The sequence below is a fragment of the Parashewanella sp. 2304DJ23-3 genome (assembly GCF_056591695.1).
Window position 1 is genome coordinate 1 of record NZ_JBWQOH010000003.1, and the last position, 21,324, is coordinate 21,324.

Consider the following 21,324-nt stretch of genomic DNA (forward strand, 5'->3'; position numbering starts at 1 on the left):
GCTATTAACTGGACAAATACTGGTTGGCCTTTGCCGCTGTGCTTCGGATTATAGCCAATCAGCATTTGCCTGTTAAGCAGGCGTTATATTTTTAGGTGTATACGGATATGTCATTTATCAGATTATTTTTTTTATTATTAATTATTGGATTAAGTGGTTGTAGTTCCAAGCCTGACAACAAGTTACCTAGTTGTGATCCTAATGGTCCAGGGGCGATCTTATGTCTAGCTTCAGTCATAGCTACAGGTGTTGATACCAACTCTTCTCAAAAATGTTCCGATATGACAGGAAAGAAAAGAAAATCCTGTGAAGCGCAGGTAGAATCTTTAAAAAAACATATAAATGATGCAAGTCAAAAATAAATATAACAAGAGACTATGGCGTCAAGGGTGAATAATAATTTTATTTTCATCCCATTTTATTCCGCCTCTCGACATTGAATTTAGTATCACCACCATCTTTCTCAGACATGCCAATGAAATTGCTCATATCGTCACTATTGTTATTACCTTTTACTTTCGATGCTTATGCATTATGTGATGACACGATAGATCAGGTTGGATATAGAATTTGCCAGTCCCCAAAAGCGGAAAGTTCACAAAAAAAAGTAGAGGCAAAACGAGCTGAGCTTCTAATGAAAATTAAGTCTTGGGATCAGGAGCCAGAATTCAGAGATGAAACTATCAAGTTGTTTGAAAATGCAGCTAAATCATTTGAATCATACAAGCAACATCAATGTAATTACGAATGGTCTGCCGCAGCAGGTGGAAATGGGTCAAGCTCTATGGCTTTTCACTGCATAATTAAGCTTAATAGCGAGTATATTAATTCATTAGAGACTCAGCTGAATTGGTATGAACCTTACTAATAGTTAAAGGTATACTTAGTATATGAATCGGCTTATGGAGATAATTATTTGTATGACAATCGATAACCCCTTTAAGCTCAAAGGTGTAAAGTAGAAACATGAAACAAGCAATAGTGGGGTACCACCAAGATGAAGAACAACACTGGGTCGCTGAGCTAGCATGCGGTCATTTTCAACACGTTCGGCACAAACCACCTTTTATCAATCGACCTTGGGTGACATCCATTGAAGGGCGTGACGATTATCTGGGGTTCGAGCTAAAGTGCAAGAAATGTGATTTTGGCGCTCCTAAAGATCATGTGCATATTTGTTCTAAATAAAGTTTATTGTTACGACATTAACTATGAGATAGCAAATACAAAACCTGTTAACTAAAGCGTTACAAACTGATATTTGGATATGTGCGAAAGTTAAAAACGATGACGGATTTCAAAATAAGAAAAATTGAAAACTCGGATTGGCAAACCTATAAAAATCTCCGCTTGCGATCACTTGAAGAGTCTCCTAATGCATTCGGTGCAACTTATTCGACAGAAATTACTCTGTCCGATGATGATTGGAAAATACGTTGCCAATTACAACATCTTCATGCTCTAAGTTACCCGTTAATAGCCGAGTTTAATGGCCAGCCGTGTGGATTAGCTTGGTCAGTATTACATTGCACTACAGACGAAGCTGCATGCATATATCAAATGTGGGTTGCACCTGAAAAGCGTGGTTATGGCATTGCTCGTAAGATGATAGAAGCAATTCTCTATTGGGCAAAGGAGAACAAAATATACCAATTACACCTCTCTGTATCAACAAGCAATACTGCGGCAATAGCTCTCTATCAGTCTCTTGGTTTTTTCATCTATGGAGAACCTGTACCACTTCGTTCGGGATCCAATTTAACCATGCAGCCAATGCGTAGAATAGTAAACTGAACTAAGTCAACACCATTCCTTCTGCTAAATAACAACTTTTTAGGCTGTTAAAGTATTTATAAAATAGAACTGAATCGACCTTAAAGATATCGATGATTATGATAGGGTTTATGACAGTAAGTACTCAAATCCAAGATTAATAAGTTCATGTATGATTGAGTACTCAATATGCAAACTACATTGAATGATTAATGAAAGATTTCGTTTGTTTTAAGGGTCTTTATTACTCAGCGAATTTTTACGAGCTCACAATGAATTTAAAATATGCGAATAACTTAGTAATCTTTTTATTAACGCTAAGCTTATTAACACTAGGGTTGTCGTTTGTTTTAGGTGCGAATCCTAATACATTAACTGCTACATATAGTTTTTATGGTCTTGATACCGCTCTAAGTCTTAGCACATTAGGAGTGCTGACTGGATCAGTAATGATTGCTTTAGTGCTTGCAACATTAGCCACTTACCTAAAATTGATGAAACCAACAGTTGCACTATTCCTTGCTGTATTAGTAAGCATAGTACCTTTGTTAACTCTATTTGCTAGCAATCGATGGGTTGAACAGCTTGGTGGCTTCCCTATTATTGGTAGCGGACAGGGCATTATTAAGTACTTTGCTATTGTTCCTCTTTATCTGTTTTTATTCTATAAAAGTAAGTTTACCGATAAACAACATGTAATTTTCAACTTTATCCCTGTTGCAATGGTTTTATTGTGGATTGGCGGCATGAAGTTTTATGAATTCGAAGCTAAAGCTATTGTAGGACTTGTTGAGACATCTCCTTTCATGTCTTGGTTATATGCGTTATTCAGTGTACAGGGTGCATCAAATGTAATTGGTGGATTCGACGTATTATTTGCAGTGTTGTTAGGTGCAGGCATTTTGATGAATAACAAGAAGTTGATCATTGTCAGTGGGTTAGCTTGTCTTAGCGTTTTTCTAATGACTCAGACATTCTTATTTACAACACAAATTGCTTTCAGTTCAACGACCTTGTTTCAACGCTTAGGTCAGTTTGTCATTAAAGATTTGTGGTACGTCGCTAATTTAGTGGTAATTGCAACGTTAATGGTTGTTCAGCCTGCAAAGTCGAAATAAATAGCGAATTCAAATTACTATTTCAATGAACTAGATATATAAAACAAAACTACTTCTCATACGGAAGGCTAGTTTTGTTTTAATATCTCTAATCTTGTTAAATAACAATTAATTAGCATGGGTATCAATCAACCAATTCAATTCCTAAACTCTCTAGTAAATTTATGGCCTCTGCACGTGAGAATTTAGCTCCTTTGATATTATTTTCAAGCACATCAATAATATAATCTTCTGATTCACTAAAGTTGACACCTTGCAGATTGGTTCTCATAAATAGTGCATTTCTAAATTCACAGAAGAGCATTGAAGAATTCGTAAAATCACCTTCACGAAAGTCAGCATCATGTAATTTACATTCATTAAAGGTTAATTCATGAAGAGTGAGCCCAAAAAACGAGGAGTCGTTCAAAATGCAGCGAGTAAAACAAAGATCAAAATCTAGGTGATAAACAGGCCACTCAGCTTTGGTCCAATCGACTCCTGTAATTTTGCAATCTTCAAAGTTAAGTTCAAGTAACTTTGAACCTGAAAAGTTTACTAAACTCAGGTTGCAGTTTTCAAATATGCAATTGATAAATTTACAATTTTTAAAGATAACTTCTGAAAAGTCACAGTCCCTAAACTGGCAATCTTCAAACTCAGTGTTGCTGCATTGCTCGTGAGAAAAAGAAAGTTTTGTAAAGGAGGTATCAAAGTATTGTTCATTATTTTTCAATGTGTTCATTAGTGTTTTATCGATTCTTTATTAGTTTCTTACTCAGCGTTCAGAGATGTTGAGAGTTGGTGATAGGGCTCAAGTAATGTTTCAGTACCTTATTCTCACATCAGCGGTGATAACCTTTTGAACATAAAAAGTCTTACCTAGCGTTTATAGCATCTCATAAATAAACTCATTTTGTATCAAATTTAAACCTTTGGTCAAAAAAGGGAGTAGTGATTCTATGTTTGTACCTCTCATAGGCCATATATTGTTGATATACGTGTTGTAGCCTGATTACCTCAATTATCCATGTCATTAAGGTTTAAAAAGTTTCTATGGTCATGGCCCTTTTTAAGTATGCATTAACTTAATGCAGTAACTTCCTTCTAATTATGAGCCAAAGTCACATTTAGCAATGCAGACACTGTTCGATACGCCTAGAAACTGCGAGGATCCATAAAATGCGTTTAACAACATACTGAATATCGGTAGATAGTAATGAAAAATAAAAGGTTGTGGTGGTTATTGTATGTGTTTACAGCATTTGTGCTGTATTGTTTAGGTTTTGATGTAGATGAATCTCTATCTGGAAGCATAAGAGAAGCTATCAGCATCGGAATAACAATGATGGTATATGTTCTGTGTCTGATGTATATATTCAAATTAGAAAAATTTCTGAATTTTCGTTTTTGTTTATTATTCCTGTTTGTTGCTTTATTTGATGAGTTCTACGAATATTTCGAGTCATTTCATTTTGATATTTCCGACTTAATCACTGCTTTACTGGTTATCCCAAGTTTTATCATCCTTGGACTCTTATGCGCTGCAATAAAAACGCAGAAACCGAAGAGGTTGTTCTATTAGACGTTATTTATTTCAAAATTAACTAATTTCGCCTTGCTTTATTAACGGTAGGAAGTTTAAAAGACGTATTTAAATCCCTAATTTAGCCATTCTGTTCTTACTGTTGTGCTTGTACAATGCGTTGTAAACATTGAAACGTGGCCATGTTTTGCTGCAAAAGCACCATCAAGACTATTTGGCACCTTTCTGGAATATTATTTAATACTTTTAGCGACAACAGTGATTCCTAATGATGAAATATCGTGAAATGTATCGCCGGTTAATGGCCACACATAGTGAACATTTTAATACATGCTTTTATTGCGGCTGCATTGCGACAGAATATGATCTTGTCCCGCCAGTAAAACTTGCAGAGTTTTACTTAACAACAGGTGAAGAAGCAGATTTCTATGAAGTTCCATCCTGTAAAGAATGCTTTGATTTTTTAAAGGCAGACAAGTCCTCATTATTAGGTCAGCGAGTTGATGTTGCTAAAGCAAAATTGTCAAAAAAATACGCTAAAGCGATTAGAGTATTCCAGTTGTGGGATCCCGACGAGTTTACCGAGTTTGATTACAACCTTCGAACAAGTTTGAACGCAGGAATTCAACTAGGTGAAGAATCCTATACTCGCGTTAAATATAAAAACTTCACGTTCGAAGTTGATGGACAAAAACGTCATGCCAATTACGTGAAGGCAGAAAAACTCAGTGTATTTGGTGAAGAGTTTGAACACTTCCCAGAAGCATTGGCCCACGCAAGTAAAGCGTATCGAATTCCTAAGGCAAAAATGAGAGACTTGTTTGCTGAGCACGGGAATGATTTCGATAACGCCATTAAAGCATTTCATGCCGAGGTAGAAGAAAAAGCGATTGAAAAGCAATGCCGTGACTTCTCGAAGCAACATAAGCTGAATTTGGGTTTCATAATTCGGATTGCAAAATTGTATATGAAGCAAGATGATGAGCTCACGCTCGAAGCTGCATTGGGTAAGCTGTATGAGAATTATATCAAAAAATCATGATGTTTCTTTTGACATTAAAACTGTCAGCACCACGCCAAATGTTTGATTAAATGCGTATTAATGTAATCTGAATTTTGTATGTAGGAGAGGTTTATTATGGTTAATAAACTGAAGGAAAGACATGCCAATACGGTTGTTGTGTTGGATTTTGAAACCACTGGTTTATCTCCAAATATGGGTGAACGTGGTATCGAAATCGGAGCCGTGTTAATTGAAAATGGCAAGATAACAGACAGTTTTCAAAAACTAATGAATCCGAACCGAAGAATAGATTCATTTATTGAAAGCTACACAGGTATTACTAATAACATGATAAGAACTGCCGAGCCATGTGCTGTAGTCATGCGAGAGTTCGCTGAATTTATTAACGGGCACAATCTGGTGGCTCATAATGCATCGTTTGATAAGAAATTTCTTGATGCTGAGTTTAAATACGCTAATGCAGAGTATAAAGGCGCTTTTGCATGTTCAATGCTACTGGCAAGAAGATTATATCCACTTTCTCACAATCATAAATTGGGGACGCTAGTCAAATATAAGCAATTACCCACGGACGGAGTGTTTCACCGAGCGCTAGCGGATGCACTAATGACAGCGCATTTGTGGCTAGCAATGTTGGAAGACTTGAAGGATGACTATGCTTTAGAAAATGTGCCATTTTCGTTTATGAAAACGCTTTCTCGCATGAAAACGAGTGAAGTACCTAATTACTTAATAAAGCAAAACAAGTAATTATCTTCCGAACAATTATTAGAAATAAAACATCAAACCACTAACCTTGAGAGAATTAAGCTGACTTTCTATTGATTTCTTTGAATGAGTGGAATTATCAAATTACAGAAGCTACTTGCACAAGATGAAGAGTGAATAGTCATACTTAAAAATAGAAAATTACTAAGCTGAACATGTTTGGCTTTTGCTTTTAAAGCACTGTTCAGCCAAACAGTGCATGTGTATTTGCTGAAGAGTTAATCTTTACCGCAACACTTCTTAAATTTTTTTCCGCTTTTGCAGGCACATAGTTCATTTCTGTTTTGCTTTGCTACAACCTTTACCGATGTCGGTTTATTTAATATCTCATTGAGTTCCAGTAGGTACTCAGACTCAGCGATTGTAATATTAATAGCAATATCATGCTCAGCAGCAATAGCCTGAATTTCTGAGCGTCGCGCTTCAGATTTAACTGTGACATTGATAGGTAATGAGGCAGTACCTGGCTTGATCACGCGCTTGGTATTATAACCGCTCATACCATATGCAGGTTTTGGCGTTTTGCGGCCTTTAAAAAAAAATTTGTCAGACATAAGACTACTACTGATTGAATTGAGATTGTGGGTGCAGCTTATACAGCAAAAGACACGATGAGGGTATAGCTTAACAACAAAATATCTATTCTTTGTAAATTAGATGTGTAATGAAGAGTTATGAACGTAGCGGTGGAAATGAATCGACTTACACAAATGACTTTTTTGATTGAAACTTAACTTAGACAAGGGTCAAGAAGGAAACATAAGTAAATCTAGAGAATATGAAATTGTTTCTTGTTCGCTAAAATTAAAAATATAACTAGGGATGATATTGAAATCGAACAAAAATTGGTACAACCGAGTGGATTCGAACCACCGACCCCTACCATGTCAATACGTTACTACTATCATATCACAAATAGATAACAATTGCTAATAAATCTCTGAAAGCCTTTAATAGCAAGGGATGTGGAGACGCATCCCTTGCTATTATTTTGTGTAATTGCGTTTATTTGGCGATAACGTCTAAATTTATGGTCACTAAATGGGCACAAGTTCAAAATTCCAAATTTGACCACTTTTTAATATAAAATTATATGCTTATCTCTGCGGTAAACTAACTAAATTCGATTAAAACGTGAGGTAAAGTTCTATCGTTTTAGTATGAGAGTAGGGAAGAACGGTTAGGCTAGTTCAGTTCATTGTTAGCTAACCTTTATCGTGGTTATTCTGAGTACAGACAAATCAGTTAAAGGATCAACACTAGTCAATCCGGCTGCATAGAAACTGGTAGCTGTACATCAAATTGACGAAGGCAATAAAGCATATAGAAGCATCTTAGTAGTGCAAAATCATCTTCTTGTTTGAGTTGGTGAGCTAATTGATATAAGCCGTATTGTTCTAGTCGGTTTTTCCACTGTATTAGTTTACTTGGTTCAATGTGAGGGTAAGAGCTAAGCCAGATACTCAATTCAGAAAGTAAGTGTTGAAGATGAGTCACTTCTTTAGTCGAGAGCGCTTTTTCTGTTGAGATAAGCTTAGACAGCCATTGCTTAAATTTTGATGACTCAGGCTGCTTCATTCTTTCAAAATATAGAGAGTGCCACTTATTTTCTTCATCTTGAAATGTAAATGGCCTCAGTTGAATTTGATTTTGCTCTCGCACTATTTGACAAGATATCATGCTTATTTTCAAATGTTCTAAGACAGCTAGATTCTCCATCAGAATTGGTTGTAACTCATCATATGGGATGGAAAAAAGTACTCGATTATTAGCTTTATCATTGTACTCAATAAAAAATGTTTGCAGTGCCTGATTAAACGAGAAACGATGGAACGACTTAGGCTTGAGAATGACGTAGTCATTATCGAACCAATTGATCTCATCAAAATTATCATAAACTCGATAAGGCGCAGCAGAAGCAATGTTTGTAATTGAAATAGATTGCTTACGGCTGATACGCTGATATTCATTTAGCTCTAACTCATTGAACGACAAATTTTTCCCGATCATATCCATGGCCGGAAGAGCATTGTTCCAAAAGCATTCATGCCATGCCGTTCGAGACACGGAGAGTTCTTGCTTTGAAGATGATCTGGCTTCTGAAGCTGTGAGGTATGATCCATTCGACGTTTGGAAAATAATCGATAAGCCATATGCGCCGCCTATAGAACGCCATGGTAGAGGACCTAAACAGAATAATGTCGAATTTGACTGAGTGGAGTCCTGCACGGCTTTGTTTGAAGTACCTTCAAGTAGGGCGAGTAATTTGGCGAGTTCTAGCAACACAATTTGCTCATCTCGAATACCTACGCCACTTATGTAACGCTGATAACAGTCAATTATTCGTTTAGCCGATAAACTATGAGTTTTCAGTCCAGCTTTTGCCAAAGGCACGACGAGTAGTTGAAGATCAAGAAGATGCAGATGTCTCACTTGAGGAATACCAGTCCACCATAATGCAGATAAAGCAGAGCGTAACTCAGATAACAAATGCTGAGTGTTTTCTTCACTATTTTGCTTTTGCTCTGAGTGTTCGTCGAGTAACCACTGAGGCCATGACCATATGTCTTGTTGGTGACAGTATTTGTAGAAGCCCCAAAGTTTATTCAGTGTCGTCATATCGGAATTAATAAAGTCATCGATATGCTGTGCCTGCATAAAGCTATACGTTTGCCCGTTGACTTCTATATGCTGTACTTGCCCATCACAGTGATGATTAAAGTCAACGTCAAGTGAATGCAACTGATACAGTTGGCGGACAGTTTTACGCCCGGCACTCATTAGAACTGCAGCAAGGTTTATTTGTAATTCATCCTGTGATGGAAGATCGTTAGTATCAAGTAAGAATAGAGCGGCTGCGATTATATGTTTACAAAGTGAAGTTGAGCTGCAATCACAAACGCTCGCTTGTGGATTTTTAGGATTCAGCAGACCTTGTTGTTGCTCAAAAGAAAACGTCCACCCATTTTGATGTTGCTCCAACATAGGCACTGATTTACTGAGTGATTTTCGCACTCGTCGAAGTAATCCTGTACTGGTTAATTGCTCTAATAGCGCTTCGTTCATTTCATCAGCCCCATTGTTTTTGCTAACCATTCAGAGAATTGATCTGGACTAAGTGCCGCTATATCCATCCCGAGGCTAGCAAGACGCTTGGTTGCGAAACTATCATAAAATGGACATCCAGACTCATCCATTGCCGTCATGCCGATCATTCTTATGCCACTGGATATCATTGAGTTCGCTTGAGCAAAAAGTTGTTGATTAGAGCCGCCTTCACAAAAGTCTGATACTGTAGCAATGACAGTGCGGTGAGGCTCAGAGACCATTTGTTCTGCGACTTGCCAAGCTTTTGTTATCATGGTGCCGCCGCCGAGCTGTGTAGACAATAATACTTGAACGGGATCATTGGCTTCATGAGTCAAGTTGACAACTTGAGTATCAAACACCAGTAAGGTTAAAGATATTGATGGCAGGCCATGTAATATACCCGCGATCACGGCTGAATAAATTATGGACTCAGCCATTGAGCCAGACTGATCAATACAAATCACAACATGCCAAGGTAAGCTTCGTTGATGACGACTATTAAAATAAATTTTCTGAAAATAGAGCTGTTGTTGCTCTACACTGTAATGTTTTAAATTCGCCTTAATGGTTTTTTGCCAATCTAAATTGGCAAGTTGGCGGCGCCCATTCTGAGAAAACCGATTTAATCTTCCGTTAAGTTTCTGCTCAAAGATTGGGCGTAGTTTCTTCAGCATTTCCGATACGACAGATTCGATAATTCGTTGAACTTGTGCTCTGATCTTTGGGTTTTTATGATGCCCTAAGCTAAGGAGGTGTTTGAGTAGATTTTTACTCGGCTCCATTTTTTCCAGTATTTGAGGTTGCTGTAATAATTGATTAAGCCCAAAATCTTCAATTGCCTGTTGCTGCATCTGTTGGTAAACCGATTTGGGAAACAGTTTTTCAATATCATTTAACCATTCAAGAGCTTGAGGGTTACTTTTGTCTAACCCCGCATCAAGTTTATGACCACGCCGCTCAAGCCCATGTTGATAGAGTTGGGTCAAACGTAGATCTTGTTGTTGTTGACGGTCCGAAAGATCAGAAGTCAACGAATCTTCAGCATAACGTCCCAAGGCTAATCGCCAACGTTGTTTTAATTGGTTAGCCATTGAGATAATCCTTGTTTCTTGATGTGCTGCATCATTGCTTTCTGTAAAACGCACGCTTGCTCAACACTAACTTTAGAAATACCGGTAGGTTGCCAATTCACACCTTCTTGCCACTGGTTTATTTCTTTAATGCGTTGCGAAATCACATCAATTTCTTTGCTATCAAGCATACAAAAGAGTTTGCGCAAAGCAGCGATATGCTGCTCGAATTGTTCATCGCTTAGCTCATTTAGCCAATGATTCAATAACTCCAATATTACGGGTTGTTGATTCAACCAATGAGGCATCAGTTTAGATATCACTTCAATTGCCTCAAACGTTGCGTGTGGATCTCGCACATATTGAAGTTTTAATTCATTGAGTAATATTTCTGGTGTATTTTCAAAGTCAGCAACAATAGCGCTGAGTGCAAAATATAACCATGTCTTGTGTGGATTTTGATTGATAAGAGAGTGTACTCTTTCATGCCATGACTGCGAAAGCTGAGTGTTATAGCGTTGAGCTAACGCTTGTAACGAGAGTAGTAATTCAATTGCAGGATCAGATTCGATGCTATTGAGCTGAGGTAATTGAACTCCGATCTGATACCAGATCTTTTCCCCAATTTTTTTAAGTAACAAAGCATCACTTTTAAATAACGGATGCCCAGCTAAAGATAAAATGTGAGTAAGCGCTGAAATCAATTCAGTTAGCGACGTTTGTTGCTGCAATATTACATGATATTGACTAAAGTGCTGTTTAATCCAAGCACCTTGACCGCTTTGTACTGCATCAGCAATCGCGCTAATGACTAGTGAAAAGTCATCTGACAATAACTGTTGTTCTAAATGAAGTTGCACCAATGCGACTAACTCATCGCCTTTTGTAGCGAGCTCAATCAATGCCACTTCCATTTGAGGAGACCAGTGATACTGCCAATATTCATGTTGACGATCTAAATCTTGACCGTGAGAAAAATTTGGTCCGGCGATGCATTGAGAAAAAGGTAAGCTTAATAAACGGCAACTGAATAAAAATTGGCGGCGCCGTTGAGCCGTTTTAGTTGGATTAAAAATATCAATACGTGCTTGTTTACTATCGGTGAAATCTAAACTTAGGCGGTGTTGCTGAGCTTGTTTACGGACATGATCTATTAAAGGTAATAGCGGCAAACCTGTCGGTACTTGTCCTATGACATTCCCGCACCACTGCTCCTGTATTTGTTGTAAATTAAACGCGGCTTGCCCGCCTTCTAACCAACAACTGCTGATACTGTCACTGAGATCGTAACAACTCGGCTGCTCAAGGCTCCGTAAACTCAATAATTGCAATAAATGTGTAGTCGCTTTAATTTTATCCGCTACAGATAAACCGGGTGGACTACTGAATTGCAGGAACTTACGGGTAATTTCATCACTGTGACTCAATTGTTTTTGCTTCAAGTTGAACCAGTATTGAGTCAATGAAGGGTAAGGCATTCCAGAATGGTAACCCAATAGTGCGTCTAATTGAGGTTCACTGTATCTGATTAAATAACTTTGCTCTGAAGTCAGTGGGGGAGACTGGTTATCTTCATTGAAACTGAATAATGCAGGCATATGAAATCCGCCAGTGATGACCACCATATTCGTGCTTTGTTGAGAGATTTCACTGATACAGTGTCGCATATAGCGCTCACGCTTAAGATCTCTTTGTTGCTCTAGTTTATCCTCGGTATAGCAACGACGACTGGCGGCGCAAAATGAAAGAATATCGAGGAAAAACTGATGGTGAGTATCGAACCCTCGCTGCTCAAAAAGGCGCATCCATAATTCGTCAGCATCACGGCAATGATAATGACGTTGCAGTTCCATACTGTATTCTGAACTCTTCAGCCAAGAGTCATCCCAGCTTAATTGAGTTTGCTCAGCATCATCATAAGGTAAATCAATACAATGCAGCTTTTTACCATTTCGCTTAGCCCAACAAATGGCTTGATATTCGGGACTATTTTCAGCTAATGGAAAATAACTACCTGTTTGATAAATTGCGATAGGAGGAACAGTCTGGCTCGATGCGATGTGCTCAAGGTGCTCATGGTAATTCGCGGGAGCTTCAATTAATACGTCATCAGGCTGAAATTCATCGAGCAGTTTTAATAAATGATAACTACAAGCGGGGCTGTGATGCCGGATAGGCACCCAACGAATTCGATCATTAGCTAAAAACTGTTTACTGACGTCCTTTAAATGCTGCTCTAACTCATCCACAAGGTTTTTCCAGCATTAAAGAAATCTTGCCAATGAGCGTGCTTTTTAGCACGTTCTCTTACAATCATATCCAGATAACTGGCCAACTTTTTCATGTCATCCTGATTATCTTTAATCAAACTACCATGCATTTGTTGCGCAAGTTGGGCTGTTGTCATTGGTTCTTGCATATAGTGACTATGTAATGCGCAGGAATGAACAATATTAACGGCTTCAGCTGTAGATAAAACTGCGTCCATCTGCTGGAGTTGGCTCTGACCGTTTTTACGTAGGTCATGAAATACTTGAACTAAAACGTTTACCAACTCAGGTTCAATCTTAATTGATAAAGTTTGTTGCTCAAGTTGTTGTTCAACTTGCGACTTAATTAATGATTGTTCTAGTTGCAGATCTTGTATTACTGGTACTGTTTCAAAATTAAACCGGCGTTTTAAGGCACTAGACATGTCATTCACACCGCGATCGGATAAGTTTGCAGTACCAATAAGGTTAAATCCTGGTTTAGCTTGAATACTAATCCCTAATTCAGGCACCGTAAGTTGTTTTTCTGACATTATAGAAATTAATGCATCCTGAATTTCTTGAGGACAGCGTGTAATTTCTTCAATCCGTGCAATTTTACCTTGCTCCATCGCCAAATAAATTGGGCTTTTTATTAACGCTTCTAAGCTGGGGCCTTGAGATAATAATTGTGCAAAGTTCCAGCTATATTTTAACTGTTCTTCACTTGTACCAGCAGTTCCTTGTATTAATAGTTCACTTGTACCACTAACAGCACAAGCTAAGAGTTCAGAAAGCATAGACTTTGCCGTCCCGGGTGGGCCAACTAGCATTAAGCCCTGATTTCCCATGAGACTGACGATTGCACGCTCAACCAGTGCTGTTTCACCAAAATATTTTTGACTTATATCTAGTGACTTATCACCGATAATAAACTGCCTAACAGCGGGCGCAGAGAGAGACCACCCTAATGGTTTTGGTGCGGAATCATGCTCGCTAAGACGCTGAATTTCATCTTGGAATTTTTGTTCAGCACGCTGACGTAAAGGAGTTACCATGGCAATTTGCTCTCCCATTGTTCATCATAGGAGCATTTTGCTGCTATCTGTTCATAATCTAAGGTCATTGCATTGAATAAACTTGGAGTGAGTTTTTTTAATGGAATATAATCTTTATCAGACCACCACTTCTTATTTAATGAAACTACACCAACATGATAAATTGCTGCTGTAAGGTTCTCTTCTGGTAGATAACTTCCTGAGAATTCAAAAACAAGCCTGTATCCTAGAGATTGAAATTCTTTATGGTAATAAAAGAAGCTTCCACCATCTTCTGCTTCGCCACGTTTATAACCTCTTTTAGTTAACAAACCTCTTAAGGTAAAAGTATCAGTAATGTGCCCTCGATAGTGATCTATCACCAAAGCTTTTGGCTCAATTTTATTAATTGCAAACTCAGCGGTTGCTAACTGTTCAAATAACGGTTTAACCTTGTAATCTTTAAAATGTTGGCGCCACGCAGTTGTCTCTTCGATTGACAAATAGCACCCATTGGCTAAACGTACTTGTGAGATATCTTCCGGCGTTAGTTCGTCATCGTCTAAGTCAAGTAGGGCACCATCATCACTTGGACGGGCAGTAAGCCATTGTTCATCAATTTTAAACTGCCACAACAAACGTTGTAATAGGTAGTTCATCAAAGGGTGCTGCCATAAATATTGTTGCCAATCATCCATGCTCCAAATACGATCGCAACACATAGCTTCAAACAAACGATTGGCTTGCTGTTCTTCTACTTGTTTGAGTTCTTTTTTATTGGCGGTAAATTGTTTTTTAGCTGCACTTACAAGCTCTCTATCATCATTCTGTCTTGCTTGAGGCAGTGATTTGAGTGTTTTACCTTGCTCGTTCAAAATTGAAATTTTTAGTTCGGAGCTTAACCGAAGAGTTAAGTTACGGCCACCATACAAAAGAGTTTGAGGTTGACCAACTTCTTCAAATCCAGCGGATGGTATAGTTCGGTCAGCAAGTTCATCAGGACTCCAACCATTTCGGTCTGCTATCAAAGTAACTAATTCTTTAGCACACTCTTGAACCGAGCGAGTTCGATGTCTGCGTGCGGTGCTTAATAAAAGTTGAATGATGGCCATATCGTCACTGTTAGCCAAACTCAGCATTATTGCTTCGATTTGATGTCGTCGCATATAGTGGTCTTTCATGTAGCGACTTAATATTGCGACGGCCTCTGAGCCGATCATTCCACTGATCAGACAAAGCATGCCTTTTTCTTTGATAGCTGTACTTAAATAAATAGATTTATGCTCAGCGAACAAAGCGTTGTAGGCATCGTTAATATTCTTATTTTTGTATGATTCGCCCCAATCATATTGTTGCCATTGTTTCCAATTGTTTAATGTATTGTTCTTATGAGCTTCGGCATATTCATGCGCCTGTTTATCAGTAGGGTTGCTGGTATCGTGTGCAATAAAACAGGATAAAATAAACTTCCCTAGCTCTTGTTGGCTTTTTATGTCGAGTAGTTGCAAGTATTGACTCAACAATGGGTTGGAAGAGGGGGACTTTAGTTTAACGGCTAAGATTACCCACCACTCAATAATCTCAGTAGCAACAGGTTTACCATTATTGAACTTGAGTTTGGGTAATAAGGTTAGAGGAACCCAGGCCATCGATTTAGGTGGTGATTTTTTTAACCCCTGCTTCGCTTCTAGAAGAAGCTTTTCTGGCGTGAGGTATTCTGAAATATCTTTGCCAAGAGATGCTAATGCCGCTAAACCTTCTGCCTTAACTGCTTCACGCTTTTCTTTGATAACCATCTTTTCTAAAGGTTGAATGCTATTTTTCGCATCAATACTTGCTAGCCAACGTGCAGCTTGTAGGCGTTGCTCTTGCTTACTTGATTCTAGAGCTTGTTCAAGTCGTTTTTCATTAACACCAAAGTGGCTTAATGTGGCTTGTGCAATCGGTCGATAGGTCTTAGATTCACTGAATGCAGTGTCGTATAGTTGAACCTGATACTTTTGTGGAAGTTGAGGTAAAAACCTCAGTAAATACATATTACGGCAATAGATACCACCTGATTGGTAATCTCCATTTTGACCTTCACTGAACAAGTATTTTTCTAGAAGTGGTTGCTGTTCAATCAAAAACGGCCACAGTTCAATTTTAGTGAAGGCTTCTGGAAGTTCATCATATTCATCTATCCAAGACGGACAGAAAATGAACTGAGCTAGCTTTTCACTATCAAAAGATTTCCGGTGGTAATATTCTGATATTTGACGAAAATCAGAAAAAACAGGCTTGCTTTGCTCGGCAAGACGAGTAAATGCTTCATGGCTGAATAAATAATGAGTATTTCTGCGATGAACACACTCGATGAAGTTAATTAAATGGATTAAATGAACATTCTCATTGTTGAAAATGCCAGCCTGTACAAAAACGTCAAGTAATTTTGAATGAGGTTTACCTTTACCTTCTTCGATCGCTAAAAGACCTTGTTTGATTTCTTTTACTGATATTGATTTTAATGTTTTAAGCTTAGTCTGAGACCAATGGTATTCTGTTTTATTGAGTTTGTTTTGCTTTATCTCTCGAGCTGCACTTTGTTCTTGGCGTTCGATCATTAACTCCAATGTCGCAATACAATCGTCAAAACATTTCGTCGGAAGAGAGAGTGAATCCGGGAATGGAGTGAAGCTAGGAAGGGAAATGTTTAACTCCGAAGCAGACTCTTCAGTTTCAGTGGCTAAGAAGTTTTGCAGTGACTTTTCTATTTCATTTGCTACGGCTTTTGCTGACTCTGAAGACTGCCAATCAAGAAGAATTAATTTTGCGTCGGAAAAATACTTGGCTACTAGAGCTGGCAAGTATTTCCGCTCTGCAGCTTTAAAATCAGAATAATGTTTAACTATATGATCACGTAGTAAGGAATTATCTACTTTGCTTAGCAGTAAATTGGTCTCACCCCGTAGGCTTTTCGCAGAATGTACGCTGAACCGTACAATCATTGGAAGGAGTTCATTAAGCTCATTACTCTCGCTCAATCCCTTTACTAGTTCAACTTTTGCGTCAGAATTAAGTTCGTGAACAATTGAAGCGAATTCTGGATACAAGCATAAAGCTTTGTAGTCCATCTCATATAAACATTTTATGACGAAAGGGTTATATCTAGAGCCCCAACCAGCTTTTGATTCAAGTAAATAAGCCCATACATGTTTGGAAGTTAAATCATTTTCTTGGGCTAATTGCATTAACCACTCAATTGAGATGTATAAGTATGAATTGTTTAGATCACTGTTTTTGTCAGAGCGTCTATGAATTTGGTCTATCTGATATAAGATTGATTTAAACCAATCAGGAAAAGAGGTTTTACAAGTAAATGAGTAGCCATCACCTAAAAGGCCAAAAGTGGCTAGAACATTCGCAAAACGTCTTGCTATATCAGTGTCTGATAATGAGTTACCGGTAACAAATTCAACAAAATTTTTCCAACGTTTTTCAGCAAGCTTGATGTCGCTACTATTTTGATAGTAACTAATGCGATTGCCAACAGCTAAAGCTGAACGTTGGTGTTGTGGTAATTGTTGTAATGTGGAAAGCGCAGTTAATGGCTCTGCTGTAAGCACGTAACTAGCAAGCTGTTCTGCTAGTCCAGCTTGGTGTTGGTTTACATCATCAAATGCTAGAGTGAGTTGAGTGTGAGCATTATTTATAAACTTAGGTAGCACTTTATCCATTAACTTGGACAGCATGACGATAGTCCTTTATTCGTTATTATATTTAAGCTTGTTTTTTTAGTGATTCGATGAAAATTTTTAGGGTATCGAATTTAACCCAAATGTTATCAAGAAAATGGGGCAATTTTGAAAGAATATTTAAAAAGCAATAAAATGAGTGTAGATTTTATATTTCTCATTGCATGTGTGCAAATCTTGCAAACAAGTTAGGTCACATAAATGAGTAAAAGTTAACTCAAGGATTGCTCATATCAGTAAGTACTATATAAAGAATTTGGCTAGATATCTTTCAATCGTGTTGAGTTATTTACTTGTTCTTTTTGTTTTTGATTAACCTGAACCATAAATACGTTTTGAAATCATAGCCCTCATAATCAAAGTATTAAACGGTACCATAATGCTAGAAATATCTATACGAAGTGAAGAGTTGAAAGATATAGAGGCTATTGAAATGGTGATCTCTAATGCCTTTAAAGATCATCCTCATAGTAATCATCAAGAGGCAAATATTGTTGAGAAGCTGAGACATGACTCAGCTTTATCGATCTCCTTAGTTGCAGAATTTCAAAATGAAATTGTTGGGCATATTGCATTTTCAGAAGTGAGCTTCAGCGATGGAACTTCAAATTGGTATGGTTTAGGGCCTGTATCTGTTAAACCCGAATATCAAGGGTTAGGAGTGGGATCTGGTTTGATTGAAACCGGATTAAAGCTTTTAAAGGAAAGGGACGTTGCAGGTTGTGTTGTACTAGGAGAGCCAGAGTATTATCAACGATTCGGTTTTCAGCATATAGAAGACGTTCGCTTGCTTGATGTTCCTCCTGAATACTTTCTTTGTTTTAGCTTTAATGATACTTACCCTAATGGGAATGTCAGTTATCATAAAGTTTTCAGCTAGTCAGTTGTAGATTATCAAGGATAGGGAATGGAAAATTCAGATAAGATATTTCAGCACCTTAGAAGTATTCTACTTAAATATTCAAATCATTTGATTGTCGATAGTGATATTGGAGGCAACTATTACCTTAATACTCACCATGTGATGAAGAATAAAAAGCCTTTATTCTTTGCTGCGACAAAAGTTTGTAAGCGATACGTGAGTTTTCACTTGATGCCGGTGTATGTTTCCCCGGAATTGCTAAGTAATATTTCTCCCGAGTTAAGAAAGAAGATGCAGGGTAAATCTTGCTTTAATTTTAAAAGCGTCGATGAAGCATTATTTGATGAGTTAGCCGAACTGACTCAAGCTGGGTTTAATTTTTACAAGGAAGAAGGGTATATTTGAGTCTCAAAATGAATGGGAAACTTAAATTAGAGTAAGGATGAGTTGTAACTTAGCCAGTTACTTTTAAGGGAATAAATGAAAGCGTTAAGAATACTACTGTTACTTCCATGCTTCTTATGTATTGCAAGTGACAATGATTATTACGATTCTATTGAAAAAATCGTAGTAAATTCGGGGTTCAACGGCTCAATTGTAGTCAGTAAACAGAACTCAATAATAATTGATAAACACATAGGCTTTGCTGATTTAGAGAAGAAAGTGTCGCTTACCTCTAAGCATACTTATAATCCTGGCTCGGTGGCAAAAGAGTTCACTACGGTTTCCTTAATGCAATTAGTTGCGCAAGGAAAGTTAAACTATCAAGATAAGATTATTAATTTTGTTAATGATCTACCCGCTGGCTCTGAAGCCGTAACCATTGAACATATTCTTAGCCATACTTCTGGCTTTCCAAAAATAAAATGGAAAAGGCACATAGAGACTACCGATGCCCTCAATCAGCTAAGGGAAAGTGAGCTAGCTTTTACACCTGGTGCAGGCTACTTATATTCAAATCAAAATGATTATTAAGAGCATTAATTGTAGAAAAGATTACAGGTAAGCCTTATGAGAGCTTTCTTCAAAAAAATATATTTGATGTTGCATCTATGGAGAATTCTTATGTTCAAGTTTCTGCAAATGAAAACAGAGCTGATAAGGTAGTAGGGGATTTCCCAGGATATTTGTCAGGCGTCTTTATGTACGTAACACCTATGGATTTAATGAAATTCGAAATAGCATTATCGAGTGGTAAATTAGTAGACATGAATAAAGTTAAACAGGTTTTATCAGGAGATAAATTCTCAGGACAACATCATAGAGCCTATTTCGATTTTGGATTCTTTCACTTTGATAGCACCGGTGAACTCATGCATTGGGAGCATGATGGATCTAACCCTAGTCATCATACGCTTAAGTATCATGATTTTGTAAATAATAACATTATCATTTTGATGTCTAGTGATGGCAATAAATCGACACTTTATCGGCTAAGGGATGATATTAGGCAAAAGCTATAATTTAAGATAAGCATTCATTACTTAAATGTATCTCTTTTAGATTTGATCGGTATAAGGCTGAAGGAGGCACAAACTTATACCGATTTAGGTAAGCTCCAATTGTTTTGAGTTTTAATTGTACCAATCATCAGCCAATGACAGTAAGGTGAGCATTACTGCTCATTACTTCTAATTCAGCAGATACATTAAAAATTAAGCTGCCAGCATTTATTTTATTTCCACCTATCAAGACATTACCTGTTGCAATATAAATCAGTTCGTCATGGCTTACTGAGAGCTTTGTATTCTGTTCGAATAATCCTATTTTAATCAAAGTAGGGCTATCAAAAGTTTCATCTTGGTTAGGTTCTCCACCGTAAATAGTTTTGAGTTGATTGATAGCAAGATCGTATACCTTATAGGCTGCATTACCATGATTGTGAGGAGGGACAGCCCAAATTTGCAATATATGGGTTCTCGAAGCGTTTGGATTAATTTCGTTATGAGAAAATTCTTCGCTCCCAGAGCGTTGAACTTGGATTTGTCGATTATGCAGTGATTTACCATGATGCAAGGAGCCCTCGTGATGTAGCTCTCCATCCAATAAAACGGTAATGACGTCTATATTTCGATGTGAGTGCATTTTTGACTCACCAAAAGGCAAATATAAGGCGTCGGCTAAATACACAAAGTTGTTTAAACCATCTAAAGTTTGGTTGTTACCGCCAATCCTTTTGTCATAAACAAACCGTGTTTCTTCAATACCGTTAAATCCACTTCGCTTTAAATCGTCAATCTTGGTTATCTGCATTTTATATCTCGCTTTGAAAATTAAAATGCTAGTTTAGAAAAGGTGTGTAGAGTAGCTGTAAAATTTTACAGGTTAAGATAATTGACTCAGAGAAGACTCAGTGAAAGTGCCTTAACAACCGCAGAAACTCTATTATTTGTATCCAACTTTTTTATAGCATTATCTAAATGAAAATTTACAGTGCGCTCGGAGATATTGAGTATGATCGAAGTTTCATAAGACGTTTTGCCGTCTCCACACCAGCGTAAAACTTCTTTTTCTCGTTCAGTAAGTTCTGGTATATGTGCATTCTTATTGTTTGATAATAGTTGTTGCTCAATCGTAGTATTGAACAAGTTGGTAAATGAAATTAATTGAAAATAATGTCGACCAGGTTGAGCAGAGCCTGATTTAGAGTTCACGAACGACAACATTGAGATACCATTAATACTTCGTGTTGATTGACTCCAACCTGTTCTTAAACCCAAATCCATTAATGGCTCTTTAAATACTGGATTTTGGCTAAAAGTCTGTTCTGCCGTCCAAGATATTGGGGAAGTCGAATTAATCACGTGTTCAACTGTTAGATCTTGTTTATAAAGCTGAAGGTTTTGATAAGTGTCATGCCATTCAGAAGGATAATTGTTGAACATAATGGGTTTGTTATTCAGTGGCGTGTTAGAGCTGTATCCATAAGCCCAGAATGGATAACCCAAAGCTTGACCAAATTCATTAGCAACCTTCATTAACTCACTGACAGAACTTGCTTCATTGATCTTATCAAAATGAGTTTCTAGAAGTGTACGTTCCATGAAACTTTCCAAAATCATTGCCTTAAATAA

General features: G+C 37.5%; 20 protein-coding genes and 1 tRNA gene. 11 read left to right on the forward strand and 10 right to left on the reverse strand.

The window, feature by feature from the left end:
* Positions 1 to 107: 107 nt before the first annotated feature.
* The 5 genes from AC1EU2_RS07935 to AC1EU2_RS07955 all read left to right on the forward strand — a co-directional run bounded on the left by AC1EU2_RS07935 (position 108) and on the right by AC1EU2_RS07955 (position 2,891).
* Positions 108 to 362, forward strand: coding sequence for a hypothetical protein (locus AC1EU2_RS07935; protein ID WP_480297641.1), 255 nt, complete (start codon positions 108 to 110; stop codon positions 360 to 362).
* A gap of 113 nt (positions 363 to 475) precedes the next feature.
* A complete protein-coding gene (locus AC1EU2_RS07940; protein WP_480297643.1) occupies positions 476 to 868 on the forward strand; it encodes a hypothetical protein in 393 nt (130 codons plus the stop codon).
* A gap of 98 nt (positions 869 to 966) precedes the next feature.
* Positions 967 to 1,188, forward strand: a complete 222-nt coding sequence (locus tag AC1EU2_RS07945; protein WP_480297644.1) for a DUF3565 domain-containing protein — start codon at positions 967 to 969, stop codon at positions 1,186 to 1,188.
* Between the two features lie 99 nt (positions 1,189 to 1,287).
* Positions 1,288 to 1,794, forward strand: a complete 507-nt coding sequence (locus AC1EU2_RS07950) for a GNAT family N-acetyltransferase (RefSeq protein ID WP_480297646.1) — start codon at positions 1,288 to 1,290, stop codon at positions 1,792 to 1,794.
* Positions 1,795 to 2,045: 251 nt separating this feature from the next.
* Entirely contained in the window at positions 2,046 to 2,891 is an 846-nt protein-coding gene (locus AC1EU2_RS07955; protein ID WP_480297648.1) for a DUF417 family protein, read from the forward strand.
* A 124-nt stretch (positions 2,892 to 3,015) separates the two neighbouring features.
* Here the strand turns inward: AC1EU2_RS07955 and AC1EU2_RS07960 are convergent, their stop codons facing one another.
* Positions 3,016 to 3,615, reverse strand: a complete 600-nt coding sequence (locus AC1EU2_RS07960) for a pentapeptide repeat-containing protein (protein ID WP_480297649.1) — start codon at positions 3,613 to 3,615, stop codon at positions 3,016 to 3,018.
* Positions 3,616 to 4,684: 1,069 nt separating this feature from the next.
* Here AC1EU2_RS07960 and AC1EU2_RS07965 point away from each other — a divergent pair.
* Complete coding sequence (locus tag AC1EU2_RS07965) at positions 4,685 to 5,458, forward strand: hypothetical protein (RefSeq protein ID WP_480297650.1); 774 nt, start codon at positions 4,685 to 4,687, stop codon at positions 5,456 to 5,458.
* 96 nt (positions 5,459 to 5,554) lie between these two features.
* Positions 5,555 to 6,190, forward strand: coding sequence for a 3'-5' exonuclease (locus AC1EU2_RS07970; protein WP_480297651.1), 636 nt, complete (start codon positions 5,555 to 5,557; stop codon positions 6,188 to 6,190).
* Between the two features lie 236 nt (positions 6,191 to 6,426).
* On the opposite strand, the gene AC1EU2_RS07975 is transcribed toward AC1EU2_RS07970, so the two are convergent.
* The 7 genes from AC1EU2_RS07975 to AC1EU2_RS08005 form a co-directional block, all read right to left on the reverse strand.
* Positions 6,427 to 6,762, reverse strand: coding sequence for a PBPRA1643 family SWIM/SEC-C metal-binding motif protein (locus AC1EU2_RS07975; protein WP_480297653.1), 336 nt, complete (start codon positions 6,760 to 6,762; stop codon positions 6,427 to 6,429).
* Positions 6,763 to 7,054: 292 nt separating this feature from the next.
* A tRNA-OTHER gene (locus tag AC1EU2_RS07980) sits at positions 7,055 to 7,138 on the reverse strand.
* 333 nt (positions 7,139 to 7,471) lie between these two features.
* Positions 7,472 to 9,274, reverse strand: coding sequence for a hypothetical protein (locus AC1EU2_RS07985; RefSeq protein ID WP_480297654.1), 1,803 nt, complete (start codon positions 9,272 to 9,274; stop codon positions 7,472 to 7,474).
* A complete protein-coding gene (locus AC1EU2_RS07990) occupies positions 9,271 to 10,389 on the reverse strand; it encodes a VWA domain-containing protein (RefSeq protein ID WP_480297656.1) in 1,119 nt (372 codons plus the stop codon). Before AC1EU2_RS07990 ends, AC1EU2_RS07985 begins: the two co-directional genes overlap by 4 nt.
* Complete coding sequence (locus tag AC1EU2_RS07995) at positions 10,374 to 12,617, reverse strand: DUF5682 family protein (protein WP_480297657.1); 2,244 nt, start codon at positions 12,615 to 12,617, stop codon at positions 10,374 to 10,376. The genes AC1EU2_RS07990 and AC1EU2_RS07995 overlap by 16 nt, the downstream gene beginning before the upstream one ends.
* Positions 12,605 to 13,693, reverse strand: coding sequence for an ATP-binding protein (locus AC1EU2_RS08000; protein WP_480297659.1), 1,089 nt, complete (start codon positions 13,691 to 13,693; stop codon positions 12,605 to 12,607). Before AC1EU2_RS08000 ends, AC1EU2_RS07995 begins: the two co-directional genes overlap by 13 nt.
* Complete coding sequence (locus AC1EU2_RS08005; protein WP_480297660.1) at positions 13,669 to 17,385, reverse strand: DUF4132 domain-containing protein; 3,717 nt, start codon at positions 17,383 to 17,385, stop codon at positions 13,669 to 13,671. The genes AC1EU2_RS08000 and AC1EU2_RS08005 overlap by 25 nt, the downstream gene beginning before the upstream one ends.
* 382 nt (positions 17,386 to 17,767) lie before the next feature.
* On the opposite strand from AC1EU2_RS08005, the gene AC1EU2_RS08010 reads away from it, so the two are divergent.
* From AC1EU2_RS08010 to AC1EU2_RS08025, 4 genes are all read left to right on the forward strand, one after another.
* Positions 17,768 to 18,268: a GNAT family N-acetyltransferase gene (locus tag AC1EU2_RS08010; protein ID WP_480297661.1), complete on the forward strand. Its 501-nt coding sequence runs from the start codon at positions 17,768 to 17,770 to the stop codon at positions 18,266 to 18,268.
* 27 nt (positions 18,269 to 18,295) lie between these two features.
* A complete protein-coding gene (locus tag AC1EU2_RS08015) occupies positions 18,296 to 18,655 on the forward strand; it encodes a hypothetical protein (RefSeq protein WP_480297662.1) in 360 nt (119 codons plus the stop codon).
* 75 nt (positions 18,656 to 18,730) lie between these two features.
* Entirely contained in the window at positions 18,731 to 19,225 is a 495-nt protein-coding gene (locus AC1EU2_RS08020) for a serine hydrolase domain-containing protein (RefSeq protein ID WP_480297663.1), read from the forward strand.
* A gap of 8 nt (positions 19,226 to 19,233) precedes the next feature.
* On the forward strand, positions 19,234 to 19,713 hold the full coding sequence (locus tag AC1EU2_RS08025; protein WP_480298121.1) for a serine hydrolase: 480 nt from the start codon (positions 19,234 to 19,236) through the stop codon (positions 19,711 to 19,713).
* Between the two features lie 127 nt (positions 19,714 to 19,840).
* Here the strand turns inward: AC1EU2_RS08025 and AC1EU2_RS08030 are convergent, their stop codons facing one another.
* Together AC1EU2_RS08030 and AC1EU2_RS08035 are read right to left on the reverse strand one after the other, a co-directional pair.
* On the reverse strand, positions 19,841 to 20,503 hold the full coding sequence (locus AC1EU2_RS08030) for a pirin family protein (RefSeq protein WP_480297665.1): 663 nt from the start codon (positions 20,501 to 20,503) through the stop codon (positions 19,841 to 19,843).
* Positions 20,504 to 20,589: 86 nt separating this feature from the next.
* A complete protein-coding gene (locus AC1EU2_RS08035; protein ID WP_480297666.1) occupies positions 20,590 to 21,294 on the reverse strand; it encodes a LuxR C-terminal-related transcriptional regulator in 705 nt (234 codons plus the stop codon).
* Between the last annotated feature and the right edge of the window lie 30 nt (positions 21,295 to 21,324).